This window comes from Streptomyces sp. MZ04, assembly GCF_004684775.1.
Taxonomy (GTDB): domain Bacteria; phylum Actinomycetota; class Actinomycetes; order Streptomycetales; family Streptomycetaceae; genus Streptomyces.
The window spans coordinates 1-17,471 of the sequence record NZ_SRIC01000178.1; the positions used below are offsets into that span (position 1 = coordinate 1).

The 17,471-nt window shown below is 69.7% G+C and carries 10 protein-coding genes and 1 pseudogene; 7 read left to right on the forward strand and 4 right to left on the reverse strand.

Annotated features, from left to right (window positions below):
- The first annotated feature begins 111 nt into the window (after positions 1-111).
- Entirely contained in the window at positions 112-3,993 is a 3,882-nt protein-coding gene (locus tag E2651_RS28995; protein WP_135334204.1) for a GH92 family glycosyl hydrolase, read from the forward strand.
- 67 nt (positions 3,994-4,060) lie between these two features.
- Here E2651_RS28995 and E2651_RS29000 read toward each other — a convergent pair whose 3' ends face one another.
- Positions 4,061-6,925, reverse strand: a complete 2,865-nt coding sequence (locus E2651_RS29000; RefSeq protein WP_209446272.1) for a BTAD domain-containing putative transcriptional regulator — start codon at positions 6,923-6,925, stop codon at positions 4,061-4,063.
- A 146-nt stretch (positions 6,926-7,071) separates the two neighbouring features.
- Between E2651_RS29000 and E2651_RS29005 the strand changes: the two genes are divergently transcribed.
- Together E2651_RS29005 and E2651_RS29010 are read left to right on the forward strand one after the other, a co-directional pair.
- Positions 7,072-7,422: a hypothetical protein gene (locus E2651_RS29005; protein ID WP_135334205.1), complete on the forward strand. Its 351-nt coding sequence runs from the start codon at positions 7,072-7,074 to the stop codon at positions 7,420-7,422.
- A gap of 121 nt (positions 7,423-7,543) precedes the next feature.
- Positions 7,544-7,924: pseudogene (locus E2651_RS29010) on the forward strand (VOC family protein); the annotation flags it as partial.
- A 67-nt stretch (positions 7,925-7,991) separates the two neighbouring features.
- Here the strand turns inward: E2651_RS29010 and acnA are convergent.
- Both acnA and E2651_RS29020 read right to left on the reverse strand, forming a co-directional pair.
- Positions 7,992-10,709, reverse strand: coding sequence for an aconitate hydratase AcnA (gene acnA, locus E2651_RS29015; RefSeq protein ID WP_135334207.1), 2,718 nt, complete (start codon positions 10,707-10,709; stop codon positions 7,992-7,994).
- Between the two features lie 149 nt (positions 10,710-10,858).
- Complete coding sequence (locus E2651_RS29020) at positions 10,859-11,872, reverse strand: LacI family DNA-binding transcriptional regulator (RefSeq protein WP_245239314.1); 1,014 nt, start codon at positions 11,870-11,872, stop codon at positions 10,859-10,861.
- A 103-nt stretch (positions 11,873-11,975) separates the two neighbouring features.
- Here E2651_RS29020 and E2651_RS29025 point away from each other — a divergent pair, with 103 nt between their 5' ends.
- From E2651_RS29025 to E2651_RS45550, 4 genes are all read left to right on the forward strand, one after another.
- On the forward strand, positions 11,976-13,874 hold the full coding sequence (locus E2651_RS29025) for an amidohydrolase (protein ID WP_135334208.1): 1,899 nt from the start codon (positions 11,976-11,978) through the stop codon (positions 13,872-13,874).
- A gap of 148 nt (positions 13,875-14,022) precedes the next feature.
- Complete coding sequence (locus tag E2651_RS29030) at positions 14,023-15,552, forward strand: UDP-N-acetylglucosamine 1-carboxyvinyltransferase (protein WP_135334209.1); 1,530 nt, start codon at positions 14,023-14,025, stop codon at positions 15,550-15,552.
- 92 nt (positions 15,553-15,644) lie between these two features.
- The gene (locus tag E2651_RS45545) at positions 15,645-16,409 is read left to right on the forward strand and encodes a VCBS repeat-containing protein (RefSeq protein WP_245239315.1); all 765 of its coding nucleotides are present in this window, start codon (positions 15,645-15,647) and stop codon (positions 16,407-16,409) included.
- A 196-nt stretch (positions 16,410-16,605) separates the two neighbouring features.
- Positions 16,606-17,049 carry a hypothetical protein gene (locus E2651_RS45550; protein ID WP_245239316.1) on the forward strand — a complete coding sequence of 148 codons (444 nt, stop codon included), beginning with the start codon at positions 16,606-16,608 and terminating at the stop codon, positions 17,047-17,049.
- 12 nt (positions 17,050-17,061) lie between these two features.
- Here the strand turns inward: E2651_RS45550 and E2651_RS29040 are convergent, their stop codons facing one another.
- Positions 17,062-17,460 carry a RidA family protein gene (locus E2651_RS29040; protein WP_135334210.1) on the reverse strand — a complete coding sequence of 133 codons (399 nt, stop codon included), beginning with the start codon at positions 17,458-17,460 and terminating at the stop codon, positions 17,062-17,064.
- Between the last annotated feature and the right edge of the window lie 11 nt (positions 17,461-17,471).

Genomic DNA, 17,471 nt, shown 5'->3' on the forward strand with positions numbered 1-17,471 from the left:
CTCCCCACCAACCCCTCCAACAGCCTTGACACCACCGCCCACTTGACGCCCTACTGGACCTTGCGCAGTGAATTGACAACGTTGTCGTACTCGCAGGGAGGGATTTCGAGGATGGGACACAGACCTCGGCACAGACACCGTCCAGGTCACCGGCACCGTCTTGGCCTCAGGCCCCGTTCAGCCGCGCTCCTCGGCGCCACCGCCTTCTCGCTCGTCGCCACAGCGCAAGGCGCAGCCATCGCCAAGCCGGAGGAACCCCCCAAGGCCGCCAGGGAGTTCGTCTCGTCCTTCGAGGAGAGTGACGCCCAGCCCGACTGGCTGAACACCGTGGAGACGGGCCCCGACGGCAAGAAGCGCACCTCCGGTGTCAACGGCGCGTTCAGCTCAGGCATCCCCGGAAGTGTGAACGACCACGTCACCGAGGTCCGCGCCAGCGGTGAGAACGCCGGCAGCGGCGAGGTCAAGGAGAACCTCGTCGACGGCGAACCCACCAGCAAATGGCTGACGTTCGCACCCACCGGCTGGGCCGAGTTCGACCTGGACGAGCCCGCGAAGGTCGTGACGTACGCGCTGACCTCGGCGAACGATCACTCCGAGCGCGACCCGAAGGACTGGACCCTGCAGGGCTCCACCGACGGCAAGACCTGGAAGGACCTCGACACCCGCAAGGGCGAGTCGTTCCCGCAGCGGCATCAGACGAAGAAATACGACTTCGACAACGCCACCGCCTACTCCCACTACCGCCTCGACATCACCGCCGACAACGGCGCCTCCGACGCCCTCCAGCTCTCCGACGTGCAGCTCTCCGTGGGCGGTTCCGAAGCCCCGCCGCCCGAGGACATGCTCTCCCTAGTCGACCGGGGCCCCAGCGGTTCGCCGACCGCCAAGTCGGGCGCCGGATTCACCGGCAAGCGCGCGCTGCGCTACGCCGGCACCCACAAGGCGGACGCCCGCGGCTACTCGTACAACAAGGTCTTCGATGTCAACGTCTCCGTGCGGCGTGACACCGAGCTGTCGTACCGCGTCTTCCCGTCCATGGCCGAGGGCGACCTCGACTACGACGCCACGAACGTGTCCCTGGACCTGGCCTTCACCGATGGCACCTATCTGAGTGACCTCAAGGCCATGGACCAGCACGGCTTCCCGCTGAGCCCGCAGGGCCAGGGTGCCGCGAAGGGGCTCTACGTCAACCAGTGGAACAACGTGGTCGCGCGGATCGGGCAGGTCGCGGGCGGTAAGACCGTCGACCGGGTGCTCGTCGCGTACGACTCCCCCAAGGGGCCTGCCAAGTTCCGCGGCTGGGTGGACGACGTATCGCTGAAGGAGAAGGCACCGGCGAAGCCGAAGGCCCATCCCTCCGACTACGCCTCCACCACCCGCGGCACCAACTCCAGCGGCGGCTTCTCGCGCGGCAACACCTTCCCGGCGACGGCCGTCCCGCACGGCTTCAACTTCTGGACGCCGGTGACCAACGCGGGCTCCCTGAGCTGGCTCTACGACTACGCGCGTGGGAACAACGGGGACAATCTCCCGACCATTCAGGCGTTCAGCGCCAGCCATGAGCCGAGCCCCTGGATGGGCGACCGGCAGACCTTCCAGATGATGCCGTCGGTCGACAAGGACACCCCGAGCGCATCGCGGACCAAGCGGGCGCTGCCCTTCAGGCACGAGAAGGAGACGGCGCGCCCGCACTACTACGGCGTGACCTTCGAGAACGGTCTGAAGGCCGAGATGGCGCCGACCGATCACGCGGCGATGATGAAGTTCACCTATCCCGGTGACGACGCGAGTGTCATCTTCGACAACGTCTCGGAGAAGGGCGGACTGACCCTGGACCAGGAGAACGGGGTCGTCAGCGGCTTCTCGGACGTCAAGTCCGGGCTTTCGACAGGCGCCACGCGCCTGTTCGTCTACGGCACCTTCGACTCGCCCGTGACCGCGGGCGGCAAGCTCGAAGGCGGTGGTGGCGGTGACGTCACCGGCTATCTGCGCTTCAAGCCGGGCAAGGACCGCACCGTCGATCTGCGCCTTGCGACCTCCCTCATCAGCCTCGACCAGGCCAAGGCCAACCTCGACCGGGAGATCCCGTCCGGGACGTCGTTCGACCACGTCAAGGACGGCGCCCAGAAACAGTGGGACGACATCCTCGGCAAGGTGGAGGTGGAGGGCGCGAGCGAAGGCCAGCGCACCTCGCTGTACTCCAGCCTCTACCGGCTGTACCTCTACCCCAACTCCGGCTTCGAGAAGGTCGGTTCGAAGTATCAGTACGCGTCCCCCTTCTCGCCGCAGACCGGCCCGGACACTCCGACCCACACCGGCGCGAAGATCGTCGACGGGAAGCCGTACGTCAACAACGGCTTCTGGGACACCTATCGCACGACCTGGCCCGCCTACTCGCTCCTCACCCCCAAGAAGGCGGGTGAACTGGTCGACGGCTTCGTGCAGCAGTACAAGGACGGTGGCTGGACGTCCCGTTGGTCGTCGCCCGGCTACGCCGACCTGATGACGGGCACGTCGTCGGACGTCGCGTTCGCCGACGCGTACGTCAAGGGTGTCGACTTCGACGCCGAGGACGCGTACGACGCCGCCCTGAAGAACGCGACGGTGGTGCCGCCGAGTTCGGGCGTCGGCCGCAAGGGCATGGAGACCTCGCCCTTCCTCGGCTACACCCCGAGCGAGACCCACGAGGGCCTGTCCTGGGCACTCGAGGGCTACCTGAACGACTACGGCATCTCGCGCATGGGCGACGCCCTCTTCAAGAAGACGGGCAAGAAGCACTACAAGGAGGAGTCCGAGTACTTCCTCAACCGTGCCCGGGATTACGTGAAGCTCTTCGACGACAAGGCGGCGGGAGGAGGCTCCGCCCCGGGCTTCTTCCAGGGCAAGGACACGAAGGGTGATTGGCGCGTCCCTTCGGAAAAGTTCGACCCGCGCGTGTGGGGTTACGACTACACGGAGACGAACGCCTGGGGTTACGCCTTCACCGCCCCGCAGGACTCGCGCGGTCTGGCGAATCTCTACGGCGGTCGCAAGGGCCTGGGCGACAAGCTCGACACGTACTTCGCCACTCCGGAGACCGGCTCCGCCGAGTTCGCCGGTTCGTATGGAGGCGTCATCCATGAGATGACCGAGGCCCGCGACGTACGCATGGGCATGTACGGGCACTCCAACCAAGTCGCCCACCACGCCGCCTACATGTACGACGCCGCCGGTGAACCGTCCAAGACGCAGGAGAAGGTCCGCGAGGTCCTCTCCCGCCTCTACACGGGCAGCGAGATCGGGCAGGGCTACCACGGCGACGAGGACAACGGCGAGCAGTCGGCCTGGTATCTGTTCTCCTCGCTCGGCTTCTATCCGCTGGTCATGGGCAGCGGTGAATACGCCATCGGGTCGCCCCAGTTCACCAAGATGACCGTGCACCTGGACGGCGGCCGCGATCTGGTCGTCAAGGCTCCGAAGAACAGCGCGAAGAACGTGTACGTGCAGGGCCTGAAGGTCAACGGCAAGAAGTGGACCTCAACTGCCCTGCCGCACAAGGAAATCGCGCGCGGCGGTGTCCTGGAGTTCGACATGGGCCCGAAGCCGTCGGCATGGGGCACGGGCAAGGACGCCCAGCCGACGTCCATCACCCAGGACGACAAGGTGCCGTCGCCGCGCGGTGACGCCATCAAGGGTGACGGCGCGCTCTTCGACAACACCTCGGCCACAGACGCAACTTCGGCCTCGGTGGAACTTCCGGTCGGCAAGGCCACCAAGGCCGTGCAGTACACGCTGACCTCGTCGTCCGACAAGGCGAAGGCGCCGCGCGGCTGGGTCCTCGAAGGGTCCAACGACGGTGAGACGTGGGACCAGTTGGACAAGCGGTCCGGCGAGTCCTTCGCCTGGGACAAGCAGACGCGGGCGTTCAGCGTGGACGACGCGGGCGAGTACCAGCGCTACCGGCTCGTCCTCGACGGGTCGGCGACGCTCGCGGAGGTGGAGCTGTTGAGCTGATCCGGCAGGATCTTCGGGAGGGCCGTGCGGTGCCGGTATTCGCCGGCGCCGCACGGCCCTTCCTTGCTCACGCCGTCCCGCCCAGCGCCAGCCGCAACGGATCCCGCGTCCCCGCTCCTTCCGCGAAGGCCGCCGCGTAGGCCCGCTCGCCCAGGGTGCGGCGCACCAGGCGCTCGGCCTCGACATGGGCGTCGTGGAGCGGTCGCAGGCCCGTCAGTGCGACGCCGGTCATTCGCAGGAGCCGGTCCGCCGCCCCCATCAGGCGGGCGGCCCGGCCGTGGTCCCCAGTGGCGGCAACAGCCCAGGCCAGGGCCTCCACGCCCCATACGGTGCCCCAGCGGTCGCCGATGGCCCGCTGCCGGCGCAAGGAGTCACGGAACAGCGCCGCCGCCCGGTGCGGGTCGCCGTGCCGGAGCTCCGCCAGCGCCATGCCCCACAGCCCCCAGGAATGCGCCCAGCCCGCGCCATGGGCGTCGGCCTCGGTCACGTACTCACGCCCGGCCGCCAACGCGGGCTCCCGCTCACCGAGGAAGGACGCCGCCATGGACCAGAGCATGGTGGCCATATGGGCATCGCCCACCTGGCCGCCGGCCCGGAAACGCTCCCTGGCCCGTGCCAGGAGCGCGATGGCCCGTGCGTCCGCGTGGATGAGGAAGGCGAAGACGCCCTCCATGTAGGAGAGCACGCCCAGCGCCTCGACGTCCGTGCTGATTTCGCTTCCGAGCCGCACGGCATCTGCCAGGAAGCCCTCGGCGGCCGTTTGGTCCCCCTGGCACAGTGCGATCCAAGCCGTGAGTGCCAGGCAGCCGACTCGCAGCGGGGCGGGCGCCTCAGGGGTGAGGTCCAGCGCGCGGGTCAGCCAGTGGCGGCCTTCCCCGAGCGAGCTGCTGAAGAACCAGTAGCGGGTGCGGGTGAGGCTGGCGGCGATCGCGAGGGCGGCCGTGGCGTCACCCTCTCCCGAGACGCAGAAGTCCAGGGCGGCGCGCAGGTTCGGCGACTCCAGGCGCAGCCGGGACAGCCAGGCGACCTCGTCGGGCCCGCACCATCGCTCCGCCGCCTGCGCCGCCATGCTCGCGTAGTACGCGCAGTGGCGCCGCCGCAACGGGATGTCCCGGCCGAGCTCCTGGAGCCTGGACTGCCCGTACTGGCGCAGGGTCTCCAGCATGCGGTACCGGGCGCGTGGGCCGGTCGTGTCGACGGTGAGCACCGACTTGTGTGCCAGCGCGGCGAGGACGTCCACGATGTCCTCGCGGGTGGTGTCCTCGCCCGGGCACACCGCCTCGGCCGCCGCGAGGTCGAAGCCGCCGGAGAACACCGACACCCCTGCCCACAGGCTCCTTTCGCGTTCGTCGCACAGGTCGTGGCTCCAGTCGACGACGCCGCGCAGGGTGCGCTGGTGCCGGGGGCCGGTGCGCGACCCGGTGTCGGAGAGGAGCCGGAACCGGTCGTCGAGACGTTCGAGGATCTCCTCGGCCGAGAGCGTGCCCAGACGCACCGCCGCCAGCTCGATCGCCAGCGGAATGCCGTCGAGGCGGCGGCACAGGCGACCCACGGCTTCCTCGTTGCGTCCGGTGATGCGGAAGTGCGGGGCGCAGGCCTCGGCGCGGTCGGCGAGGAGACGCACGGCCTCACAGCCCGTCAATGTGGATGGTGCGCCCCGGTCCTGAGGGATGGTCAGCGGCGGTACGGGCAGCAGGTACTCCCCCGGGACGCGCAGTCCCTGGCGGCTCGTGGCCAGTACGCGCAGGCCCGGCGCCGCGGTCAGCAACGTACTCAAGAGGTGACCGGCCGCCTCGGCGACGTGTTCGCAGTTGTCGAGGACCAGCAGCAGTTGGCGTTCCCGCAGGTGCTCGACGAGTACCTGCGTGCCGGGGCGCAGCGACTGGTCGGGGATGCCGAGCGCCTCGGCGACCGCGCGGTCGAGGAGCTGCGGCTCGGTCAGCGGCGCCAGGTCGGCGAGCCATGCCCCGTGCGGGAACGCCCAGGAGGCCTCGGCGGCCGCGCGCAGCGCGAGGCGCGTCTTGCCGACTCCGCCGGGGCCGGTGAGTGTGACGAGGCGGGCGCTCTCGAGGAGCTTCCGCGTTCTGCGGAGCATGCTTTCCCTGCCGATGAACGTCGTCGTCTCGGCGGGCAGGTTCCCCTGGGCCCGTGGGCCCTCCGGTGACGCCGGTGCCGTCAGGGAGAGGTCCGCGGTGAGCACCCGCTGGTGGAGTTGCCACAGCTCAGGACCCGGGTCGACGCCCAACTCGTCGTGCAGCAGCGCGCTGACGGTCCGGTAGCACTCCAGGGCTTCGCCCTGCCGGCCCGAGCGGTAGAGGGCCAGCATGCGCTGCGCCCAGAAGCGCTCCTGCAGCGGGTGGGCGGCGGTGAGTTCACGTAGCCGCGGCAGTACGTCCGTGTGCCGCCCGAGCTGGAAGTCGGCGTCGGTGCGCAGCTCAAGGGCGCCGAGGCGGCGCTCGTTCAGCGCGGGGGCGACCTCCAGGCGCAGCCGCTCCGACGGAACGTCCGCGAACGGCTCCCCGCGCCACAGCGCCAGCGCCTCGCCGAGGAGCGCCGAGGCCCGCTCGGCCGCCTGCGCCGCCGCTGCGGCCCGTGCCCTGGCGACCAGGGCATCGAACCGGTGCAGGTCCAGGGCCTCGTCGGGTACGTCGATGAGATAGCCGCCCGCGCAGGTGCGGATCACTCCGCCGCTCAGGGTGCGTCGCAGCCGCAGCACGTAGTTCTGCAGGGCGTTGCGGGCGCCGTCCGGTGGCTCGTCCCACAGTCGGTCGATCAGGGTGTCGGCGGGAACGACCTTGTTGGCGTCCACCAGGAGGGCCGCCAGAAGGGCCCGTTGTTTGGCCGCCCGCAGCGCCACGGGCCTGCCGTCGAGCAGCACTTCAAGCGGGCCCAGAAGCCTGTACTCGAACTCCGCGATCCTCACCACAGTCACGTTGCGTAATGATCGCAGCACCGGGGGTGAGTGTCGAGTGACCGTCGAGTGAGCGGGACGAGAGGGCTGCTCGGAAACATCAGAACAGTGCCGAGGGTGGTGCGCGTCCGGTGCACCACCACGGAAATCCCGAAGGAGACCAACCCATGAACAACAAGCCTCGCCGCCTCACCGGGCTCGCCCTCAAGCTCGCGGCAGTGGCGGCCGCCGCGCTGCCGGTGTTCGCCGTAGCGCCGGGCGCGGCGGCCGCACAGCAGGAACCGGCCGCGGCCGCCGGCGTTCTCGACTGCACCACGGACACCGACGGCTACTGGGGTCACGCCCACTGCACCAACACGACCGGGGGCGAGACGTCCTTCCGCGTCCATGTGGTCTGCGGTGTATGGCCGGACGCGTACGGAGACTGGAAGACGCCGGCTCCGGGCGCGGCCGACACGTCGAGCGCGCGCTGCTTCGGCGGCACGGGCGTCGGCGATGTGCTCGTGGAGGAGAAGTGACCCACGGGAAGTAGCTCGACAGCGCGATGTCGCCGTGCCTAAGATCCACGGCGACATCGCGTGCCGGTCACCGACCGGGTGAGGCATGGAGGTGTCAGGAGATGCCTTCTGGAGGCATTCCTTGTCGGTCGAGCTGAACCACACGATCATCCACGCCCGGGACAACCGGGAGTCCGCTGAATTCTTCACGGACCTGCTGGGCCTCGAAATCACTTCGGAATGGGGCCCGTTCATCGCGGTGGAACTGAGCAACGGAGTCACCCTTGACTTCGCCGCCATCCCCGCGGACAAGATCACCCCGCAGCACTACGCCTTCCTCGTCTCCGAGGACGAGTTCGAGGCGGCGTACGCGAAGATCTCCGGGCGCGGGATCGAGCACTGGGCGGATCCGCACCAGAAGCTGCCAGGCGAGTTCAACACCAACGACGGCGGCCGCGGCATGTACTTCCTGGACCCGGCGGGTCACTACATGGAGATCATCACCGTGCCGTACGGCGGCTGGCCGCAGACAACGCACGAGGGCCGCACCCCCTGCGAAACGGGGGGTGCGGCCCTCAACTGCCGTAAGGCTACTTCCGGATCAGCGAGCGCAGCACAAACTGCATGATGCCGCCGTTGCGGTAGTAGTCCGCCTCACCGGGAGTGTCGATGCGGACAACCGCGTCGAACTCCACCCCGGTGTCGGTGGTGACCTTGACCGTCCGAGGCGTAGAGCCATCGTTCAGCTCGGTCACGCCGGTGAAGGAGAAGGTCTCCTCGCCGGTCAGGCCGAGGTTCTCGGCGGTCCGACCCTCCGGGAACTGCAGCGGCAGGACGCCCATGCCGATGAGGTTCGAGCGGTGGATGCGCTCGTACGACTCGGCGATGACGGCCTTGACGCCGAGCAGCGCGGTGCCCTTGGCGGCCCAGTCACGGGACGAACCGGAGCCGTACTCCTTGCCCGCGAGGATCGCGAGCGGGGTGCCGGCCGCCTGGTAGTTCTGCGAGGCGTCGTAGATGAAGGAGACGGGGGCGTCTTCCTTCGTGAAGTCGCGGGTGAAGCCGCCCTCGGTGCCCGGCGCGATCTGGTTGCGCAGGCGGATGTTGGCGAACGTGCCGCGGATCATGACCTCGTGGTTACCACGGCGCGAGCCGTAGGAGTTGAAGTCGCGACGCTCGACGCCGTGCTCCGTGAGGTACTTGCCGGCCGGGGTGTCGGCCTTGATCGCACCGGCGGGCGAGATGTGGTCCGTCGTCACCGAGTCGCCCAGCTTGGCGAGGACCCGGGCGCCCGTGATGTCGGAGACCGGGGTGGTCTCCATCGTCATGCCCTCGAAGTAAGGGGGCTTGCGGACGTACGTCGACTGCGGGTCCCACTCGAAGGTGTTGCCGGTCGGGATCGACAGGGACTGCCACTGGGCGTCGCCCGCGAAGACGTCCTGGTAGGACTTGTTGAACATGTCCTCGCCGATGGAGTTGGCGACGACGTCGTTCACCTCGGCCTCGGACGGCCAGATGTCCTTCAGGAAGACGGGCTTGCCGTCCTGGTCGACACCGAGCGCGTCCTTGGTGATGTCCACCTTCATCGAACCCGCGATGGCGTACGCGACGACCAGCGGCGGGGACGCCAGGTAGTTCATCTTGACGTCGGGGTTGATGCGGCCCTCGAAGTTCCGGTTGCCGGAGAGGACGGACGTCACGGCCAGGTCGTGGTCGTTGACGGCCTTCGAGACCTCCTCGGGCAGCGGGCCCGAGTTGCCGATGCAGGTGGTGCAGCCGTAGCCGACGAGGTTGAAGCCGACCTTGTCGAGGTAGGGGGTGAGCCCCGCCTTGTCGAAGTAGTCGGTGACGACCTTCGAGCCGGGCGCCAGCGTGGTCTTGACCCACGGCTTGCGGGTCAGGCCCTTCTCGACGGCCTTCTTCGCGACGAGCGCGGCGGCGACCATCACGTACGGGTTCGAGGTGTTGGTGCAGGAGGTGATCGCGGCGACGGTCACGGCGCCGTGGTCGATCTCGTACGTCGAACCGTCGGGGGCCGTGACGGTGACCGGCTTCGACGGGGCGCCGTTGGGGTGGTTCGCCGGGGCGTCGGAGGCCGGGAAGGACTCCTTGCCCGCCTCGTCGTCGTCCGCGACGTAGTTGCGTACGTCGACCGCGAACTGCTGGGCGGCGTTGGCGAGGACGATGCGGTCCTGCGGACGCTTCGGACCGGCGATCGACGGAACGACCGTGGAGAGGTCGAGCTCCAGCTTCTCGGAGAAGTCGGGCTCGGCGGCCGGGTCCAGCCAGAGGCCCTGCTCCTTGGCGTACGACTCGACGAGCGCGACCTGCTGCTCGTCGCGGCCGGTCAGGCGCAGGTACTTCAGCGTCTCGTCGTCGATCGGGAAGATCGCGGCGGTGGAGCCGAACTCCGGCGACATGTTGCCGATGGTGGCGCGGTTGGCGAGGCTCGTGGCCGCCACACCCTCGCCGTAGAACTCGACGAACTTGCCGACGACGCCGTGCTTGCGCAGCATCTCGGTGATCGTGAGGACGAGGTCGGTGGCGGTGGTGCCGGCCGGCAGCTCGCCGGTCAGCTTGAAGCCGACGACGCGCGGGATGAGCATGGAGACCGGCTGGCCCAGCATCGCGGCCTCGGCCTCGATGCCGCCGACGCCCCAGCCCAGGACGCCCAGGCCGTTGACCATCGTGGTGTGCGAGTCGGTGCCGACCAGGGTGTCGGGGTAGGCCTGGCCGTTACGGACCATGACCGTACGGGCCAGCTTCTCGATGTTGACCTGGTGGACGATGCCGGTGCCCGGGGGGACGACCTTGAACTCGTCGAAGGCGGTCTGGCCCCAGCGCAGGAACTGGTAGCGCTCCTTGTTGCGGCCGTACTCCAGCTCGACGTTCTGGCCGAAGGCGTCCGCCGTGCCGAACTTGTCGGCGATCACGGAGTGGTCGATGACCAGCTCGGCCGGGGCGAGCGGGTTGATCTTGTCCGCGTCACCGCCGAGCTCCTTGACGGCCTCACGCATGGTGGCGAGGTCCACGACGCAGGGCACGCCGGTGAAGTCCTGCATGATCACGCGAGCCGGCGTGAACTGGATCTCCTGCGACGGCTGCGCCTGGGAGTCCCAGTTGCCGAGCGCGCGGATGTGGTCGGCGGTGATGTTCGCGCCGTCCTCGGTGCGGAGCAGGTTTTCCAGCAGCACCTTCAGGCTGTAAGGGAGGCGCGCGGAGCCCTCGACCTTGTCCAGCTTGAAGATCTCGTACGACTCGTCGCCCACGCGCAGCGTGCTGCGGGCGTCGAAGCTGTTCGCCGACACGACAGTCTCCTTCATATATGTGCGCGTTGAATCACATCCTGCCGCCACGACTCCTCGTCGATCCGCTAAGGTAAGGCTTAGTTAGGTAACCCTTACCGGGGGGGCGGCTTGCGGTGCGCCTCGGCAGATATCTCGATGTCGAGATAACTCTAGTACATCACCCTGCGCCGCGACGAGGCGCGGGGTATCAGACCGGCCGGGACAAGCACCTGGCCGGGCGCATCGGCCTGCCCTCCTTCTCCGGCCCGCCCTCCTTCGGCCCGCCCTCCTTCGATCAGGTCGACGAGGAGGGACACGGCCGTGCGCGCCGTGCGTTCCGGGTCGAGGGTCACCGTCGTGACGGGCGGCTCGGTCTCCGCGTACCCCGGATCCTCGCTCGCGCACACGAGCAGCAGATCGTCCGGGACACGCAGGCCGTGCCGGGCCGCCGCGGCGAGGAGCTGGCGGCCGCCGGGGTCGTAGACGGCATGGACGGCGTCGATCCGTCCGAGCACCTCGTCGAAGGCATGACCTTCATCGTCGTACTCATCGAAGGGGACCACCAGCGGGGGCAGTGAGCGCCGCGCGCACCATGCCTCGTACGTCTCGGTCACCACGCGCGCGTAGTGCTCACCGCCGCTGCCGGACTGCAGGGCGATACGGCGGGCGCCCGCCGCCGTGAGGTGGTCGAGGACCTCGATGGTGGTGGCCACGTGGTCGTTGTCGACCCAGCGGTCCGTGGGGTGCGGGTCGCCGGGGGCGCCGTCGAAGACGAGCGGGATGCCGCGGGCGCGCAGGGCGCGGACCATGGGGTCGCCCGGGGTGCTGTCCATCACGAGCATTCCGTCGACGGCGATGCTGTGCCAGGTGTCCTCCGTGACGCGGTCCGCCGGGAGGGTGGTGAGGGCGTAGCCGCGGGCGTGGGCCGCGGTGGTCGCCGCCGCGACGGCCCGGGAGAAGTAGGCGACTTCGGTGTAGTTCCAGGCTTTTCGGTACGTGGTGACGGCTATGCCGATGGTCCGCGTGCGGGTGGCCCCGCCGCCGTAGCCGAGGGCCGTGGCGGTCTGCCGTACCCGGCGGCGGGTGGACTCGCTCAGGCGTCCCGTGCCGTTCAGGGCGTGCGAGACCGTCGCAGTCGATACCTCGGCTGCGCGGGCTATGTCGGCGAGGGTTGGCCTGTGCACGCCGGGGATCCTACGGAATCCGTCGTGGGGAGCGGGTTCTGGTTAACGCGTTACTCGCGGAGTCTCTGTCCCGCCGACCCAGCCGATCACCCCGGAGTGCCCTATGACGTCTCCGCAGTTCTCTCCCCTCTCCCGGCGCGGGCTGCTCGCCTCCGCCGGAGCCGCCGGGCTGCTCGCCGCCGTGGGTGCGACCCCCGCGGCCGCCGCGCCGGCCGCACCCCGCCGCTCCGCCGCGCTCGTCGTGCACAACTCCCGTGTGTTCAGCGGCACCCGGGGGCACGCCCGCGCGCAGGCCGTCGCCGTCGGGCGGGACGGGCGGATTCTCGCCGTCGCGAGCGATGCCGCGCTCAAGCGGTTCATCGGGCGTGACACCCAGGTGGTGGACGGGCGTGGCGGCACTCTCATGAGCGGGATCCACGACGGGCACGCGCACCCGACGGGCGCCGCCGACCGCTCCCTGAAGCCCTCAGTCGCCGGAGCCGAGCAGACCGTCGAGGAGTTGCAGAAGACCCTCACCGGGTTCCTGAAGGACTCCGCCGATCAGGAGCCGGACGGGTGGCTCGTGGTGGAGGACTGGAATCCGGTGGGCCTGCTGCCGCACGGCACCTCGCCGCACCACTCGATGCTCGACGCCCTGCCGACCCGGCGGCCCATCGCCCTGGTCGGCGGCGACGGGCACAACGTCTGGGTCAACCAGCGGGCCCTCGACATCGCGGGGATCACCGCCGCGACGCCGGAGCCGCCCGGCGGAAAGATCGTCAAGGACAAGGACGGCAAGCCCAGCGGCGTGCTCAAGGACGACGCGCAGCCCCTGGTGACCCGGCACATCCCCGCGCCCGACCGCGAGCAGCTCATCGCCGCCGCGAAGAAGACCTTCGCCGAGGCCGCCGCGTCCGGGATCACCACCTTCATGGAAGCGGTCGTCGGCGAGAACGAGCTGAGCCTCTATCAGGCGCTCTCCGAACGCGGCGCGTTGCCGCAGCGCATCGTCCCCGCACTGCGGATCGACTCGGACCTGGCCAAGGACCCGGCGGCGGCCCTGGCCTTCGCGCGGGGGCTGCGGGACGACTTCGACGGCGTACGCGGACTGCGGTTCGGCACGGTCAAGGTGTTCCTCGACGGGGTCATCGAGTACCCGGCGCAGACGGCCGCGATGCTCGAGCCCTATACGGACAAGGACGGGAAGCCGACCGACAACCGCGGTGAACTGTATGTGTCCGGCGCCGACTACGGCCGGCTGACCGCCGCCTTCAACAAGGACGGCTGGCAGATGCACGCGCACGCCATCGGCGACCGTGCCGTGCGCACCTCCCTCGACGGATACGCGTACGCCCTGCGCGAGACAGGGATCCGTGACGTCCGCAACACCACCGCCCACCTCCAGGTCGTCGACCCCGCCGACCTGCCCCGCTTCGCCCGGCTCGGCGTCATCCCCTGCATGCAGCTGCAGTGGGCATCGCCGAGCACCTGGACCATGGAGGCGCTCCTGCCCTACATCGGTGCCGAGCGCCACCGTTGGCAGTACCCGGCGCGCAGCCTCGAGCGGCACGGAGCGCTGCTCGCCGGCGGCTCGGACTGGCCGGTCGATCCGCTCCAGGTGTGGAACCAGGTGCGGACGGCGGTCGACCGGTACGGCGCCGAGGGCGAGGGCGACGGCGACCTCTACCGCGAGCAGGAAGGCATCAGCCGTACGTCGTCCCTGCTGATGCATACGCTCGGCGCCGCGCGTCAACTCCGCATGGACCACCTCACCGGAACCGTCGAGCGGGGCAAGTCGGCCGATCTGGTGCTGCTCGACCGGGATGTGACGCGGTGTCCGGTGGCCGATATCAGCTCTGCCGAGGTGCGCCTGACCTTGACCGGGGGCACAGTGGTGCACGATGCCGATTCGTCGGCCGGGCGCGCTGCCGCCGCCCGGGTGACGCGGGCGGCGGCGGGTCCCAGGCCCGACGCGCAGGCCGCGGTGCACGGCGGGCGGCACAGTTCGTGCGGCTGCGGCTGACGTGTACCGGAAAAGGCGTAGTACTGGGCCATACGGGGACGCCGTATGAAGGGCGTGCGAGAAGGGGAACTTCCGTACCCAATCAGCCGTTTCCCGTATGGCCTACCGTAACGCGTGCGCCATCTCATATCTGAGATAGCCTTCCCGCATGGCAGACGATTACCTCGTACGCATCGGCAAGCTCATCCGTGACGCCCGGCAGCACCGGGGCTGGACACAGTCGCAGCTTGCCGAGGCGCTGAGCACAAGTCAGAGCGCCGTGAACCGCATCGAGCGGGGCAACCAGAACATCAGCCTTGAGATGATCGCCCGGATCGGCGAGGCGCTCGACAGCGAAATCGTGTCGCTCGGGTACGCGGGACCGATGCACCTGCGCGTGGTCGGCGGACGCCGGCTCTCCGGCTCCATCGACGTCAAGACGAGCAAGAACGCCTGCGTGGCGCTGCTCTGCGCCTCCCTGCTCAACAAGGGGCGCACGGTCCTTCGCCGGGTCGCCCGCATCGAGGAGGTCTACCGCCTGCTCGAGGTGCTCGGCTCCATCGGCGTACGCACCCGCTGGATCAACGAAGGCGTCGACCTGGAGCTCGTGCCGCCCACGCAGCTCGACATGGAGGCGATCGACGCCGAGGCCGCGATCCGGACCCGCTCGATCATCATGTTCCTGGGTCCGCTGCTTCACCGCATGGACCACTTCAAGCTGCCGTACGCGGGCGGTTGCGACCTCGGCACCCGCACGATCGAGCCGCACATGATCGCGCTGCGCCGCTTCGGGCTCGACGTCGCGGCGACCGAGGGGCTCTACCACGCGCAGGTCGCGCGCGACGTCACCCCCGACCGCCCGATCGTGCTGACCGAGCGCGGCGACACCGTGACCGAGAACGCGCTGCTCGCCGCGGCACGCAGCGCCGGCACGACCGTCATCCGCAACGCCTCGTCGAACTACATGGTCCAGGACCTGTGCTTCTTCCTGGAGGCGCTCGGCGTGAAGGTCGAGGGCATCGGCACCACGACCCTCACCGTGCACGGCGTGCCGACCATCGACGTCGACGTCGACTACTCCCCCTCCGAGGACCCGGTCGAGGCGATGAGCCTGCTCGCCGCCGCGGTCGTCACGGAGTCCGAACTGACCGTCAACCGCGTCCCGATCGAGTTCCTGGAGATCGAGCTCGCGGTCCTGGAGGAGATGGGGCTCGACCACGACCGCACGGCGGAGTACTTCGCCGACAACGGCCGTACGCGCCTGATCGACCTCACGGTCCGCCCCTCCAAGCTGGAGGCGCCGATCGACAAGATCCACCCGATGCCGTTCCCCGGCCTCAACATCGACAACGTCCCCTTCTTCGCGGCCATCGCGGCGGCGGCGCAGGGCAAGACGCTGATCCACGACTGGGTCTACGACAACCGCGCGATCTATCTGACGGATCTGAACCGCCTCGGCGGGCGCCTCCAACTCCTCGACCCGCACCGCGTGTTGGTGGAGGGCCCGACCCGCTGGCGCGCCGCCGAGATGATGTGCCCGCCCGCGCTGCGGCCCGCCGTGGTCGTGCTCCTCGCGATGATGGCCGCCGAGGGCACGTCCGTGCTCCGCAATGTGTACGTGATCAATCGCGGGTACGAGGAGCTGGCCGAGCGCCTCAACTCCGTGGGCGCGCAGATCGAGACGTTCCGGGACATCTAGGGGCGGGGCTCTCTGATCGTTGCCCGCTACGACTGGGCAACGATCGGCAGCCACACCTGGAGCAAGCGAGGGCGCGGTGTTGGGGTGGGCGCATGGCAGAACGCGTCACCATCCCCGGCACCCGCACCCTCGTCGTATGCGCCGCACTCGCCCTCTTCACGGCGGGGTGCGGCGACGGGTCGGCGACGGCGGACAAGTCGTCGTCGCCGTCCCGCGAGGGCAACCCCGTGTCGACTCCGTCCGCGGGCGGTCCGCCGCCCTCCGGCGGCAAGGGCTCCAAGGACCCGGACGACATCAACGGGGACGGACACCGCGATCTGCTCCTTCCGGCGCCCTCCGGCAACAAGAACGAAGATGTGTGGACCGGCGTCGTCTTCGGCTCCGCCAAGGGGCTCGACCCGTCGACGCACGCCGTGTACCGCTACGCCGCCGGCACCGTCACCACCGCCGACCTGGACGGTGACGGCTATCCCGACTTCGTCTCCACGGCCACCGAGGACGTGCCGGACGAAGTGTCCGACGACCCCGCCGCGACCGCACGGCAGGAGCAGCCGACCGTGGACTGGGGCGGCCCGAACGGGCCGAAGGCCGATGCGGAGGCGACCCGGATCAAGGTGCCGGGCGGTCTCTGGGGCAGCGGTCTCTCCCGTCCGGTGCGGGGCGACTTCGACGGGGACGGGCACCACGACATCGCGGCGCTCCAGCAGAACGGGTCGGTGACCCTGCTGTACGGCCCGTTCACCCGCTCCGGCGCCCCGGCCCGCTCCGACTCCCGTCCCGGCAGGGGGGGGTTGGCTCGCCGCGGACGACATCGCCCCGTCGGGCAAGCCGCGCGCGACCGGCCTCCTCGTCCATGAGGGCGACGACGGCGAGCAGACGGGCGGGATCCTCTATCCGGCGGCCGCCGGAAGCGGGCTCTCCCGCACCTCCGTCGAACTGCGCGAGGGCAACGCGGCGGCGTTCGGCGACTACGACGGTGACGGCGTCCGCGATCTGGCCATCGGCGACGACGGAAGCCGCAACGACGAGCCGGACACGGGGGAGGAACCCGAGGTGATCGCCTCGCTCGCGGTCTACCCCGGCAAGGGCGGTGACCCGATCACGTACAAGATCCCGAAGAGCCGCAACTCCGACTTCGGGCCCGGCGGTTACACGTCCGCGGACCCGGACGGCGACGGCAGGGACGGTGTGCTCGTCGCCACGGACGACGGCGCGCTCCTGATCGACGGCGAGCAGGACCGCACCGAGGTGCTCAGGGAAGGGCCCGCCCGGGTGAAGGGCAAGAAGACCCCGGCGCGGTGGCGGCACGCGCGCCCGTACGCCGCCGCGGACTTCGATGCCGACGGCAAGGAGGAGCTGATCCTGGACTGGGGCGCAGGTGTGGTCTTCGGCCTGTACGGCGAGCAGCCGACGCACTGGTGGATCACGGAGGGTACGTCGGGGCGGGACAAGGCGGCGTTCACGACGGTCTCGTTCCCCTCTCCGACGTCGAAGTGACGCACGCCCCGCTCAGTCCAGGACCGCCACCCCCTCCAGCTCCACCCTGCACTCCTCGTCCCAGAGCCGGACGGCGCCGATGACCGCCATGGCGGGGTAGTCGCGGCCCGCGAGCCTGCGCCAGATGCGGCCCAACTCGCCTGCCTGGGCGCGGTAGTCGGCGACGTCCGTGGCGTAGACGGTGACGCGGGCGAGGTCGGCGGGGGTGCCGCCCGCGTGGCGCAGGGCCGTGAGGAGGTTGGCGAGGGCCTGCTCGAACTGTTCGGGGAGGGTGGCGCCGACGATCTTGCCGTCGGCGCCGAGGGAGGTCTGGCCTGCCAGGAAGACGAGGCGGCTGCCGGTGGCGGTGACGGCGTGGGAGAAGCCGGTGGGTGGGGAGAGTTCGGCGGGGTTGAGGCGGTGGAGGGGCATGGGGGCTACTC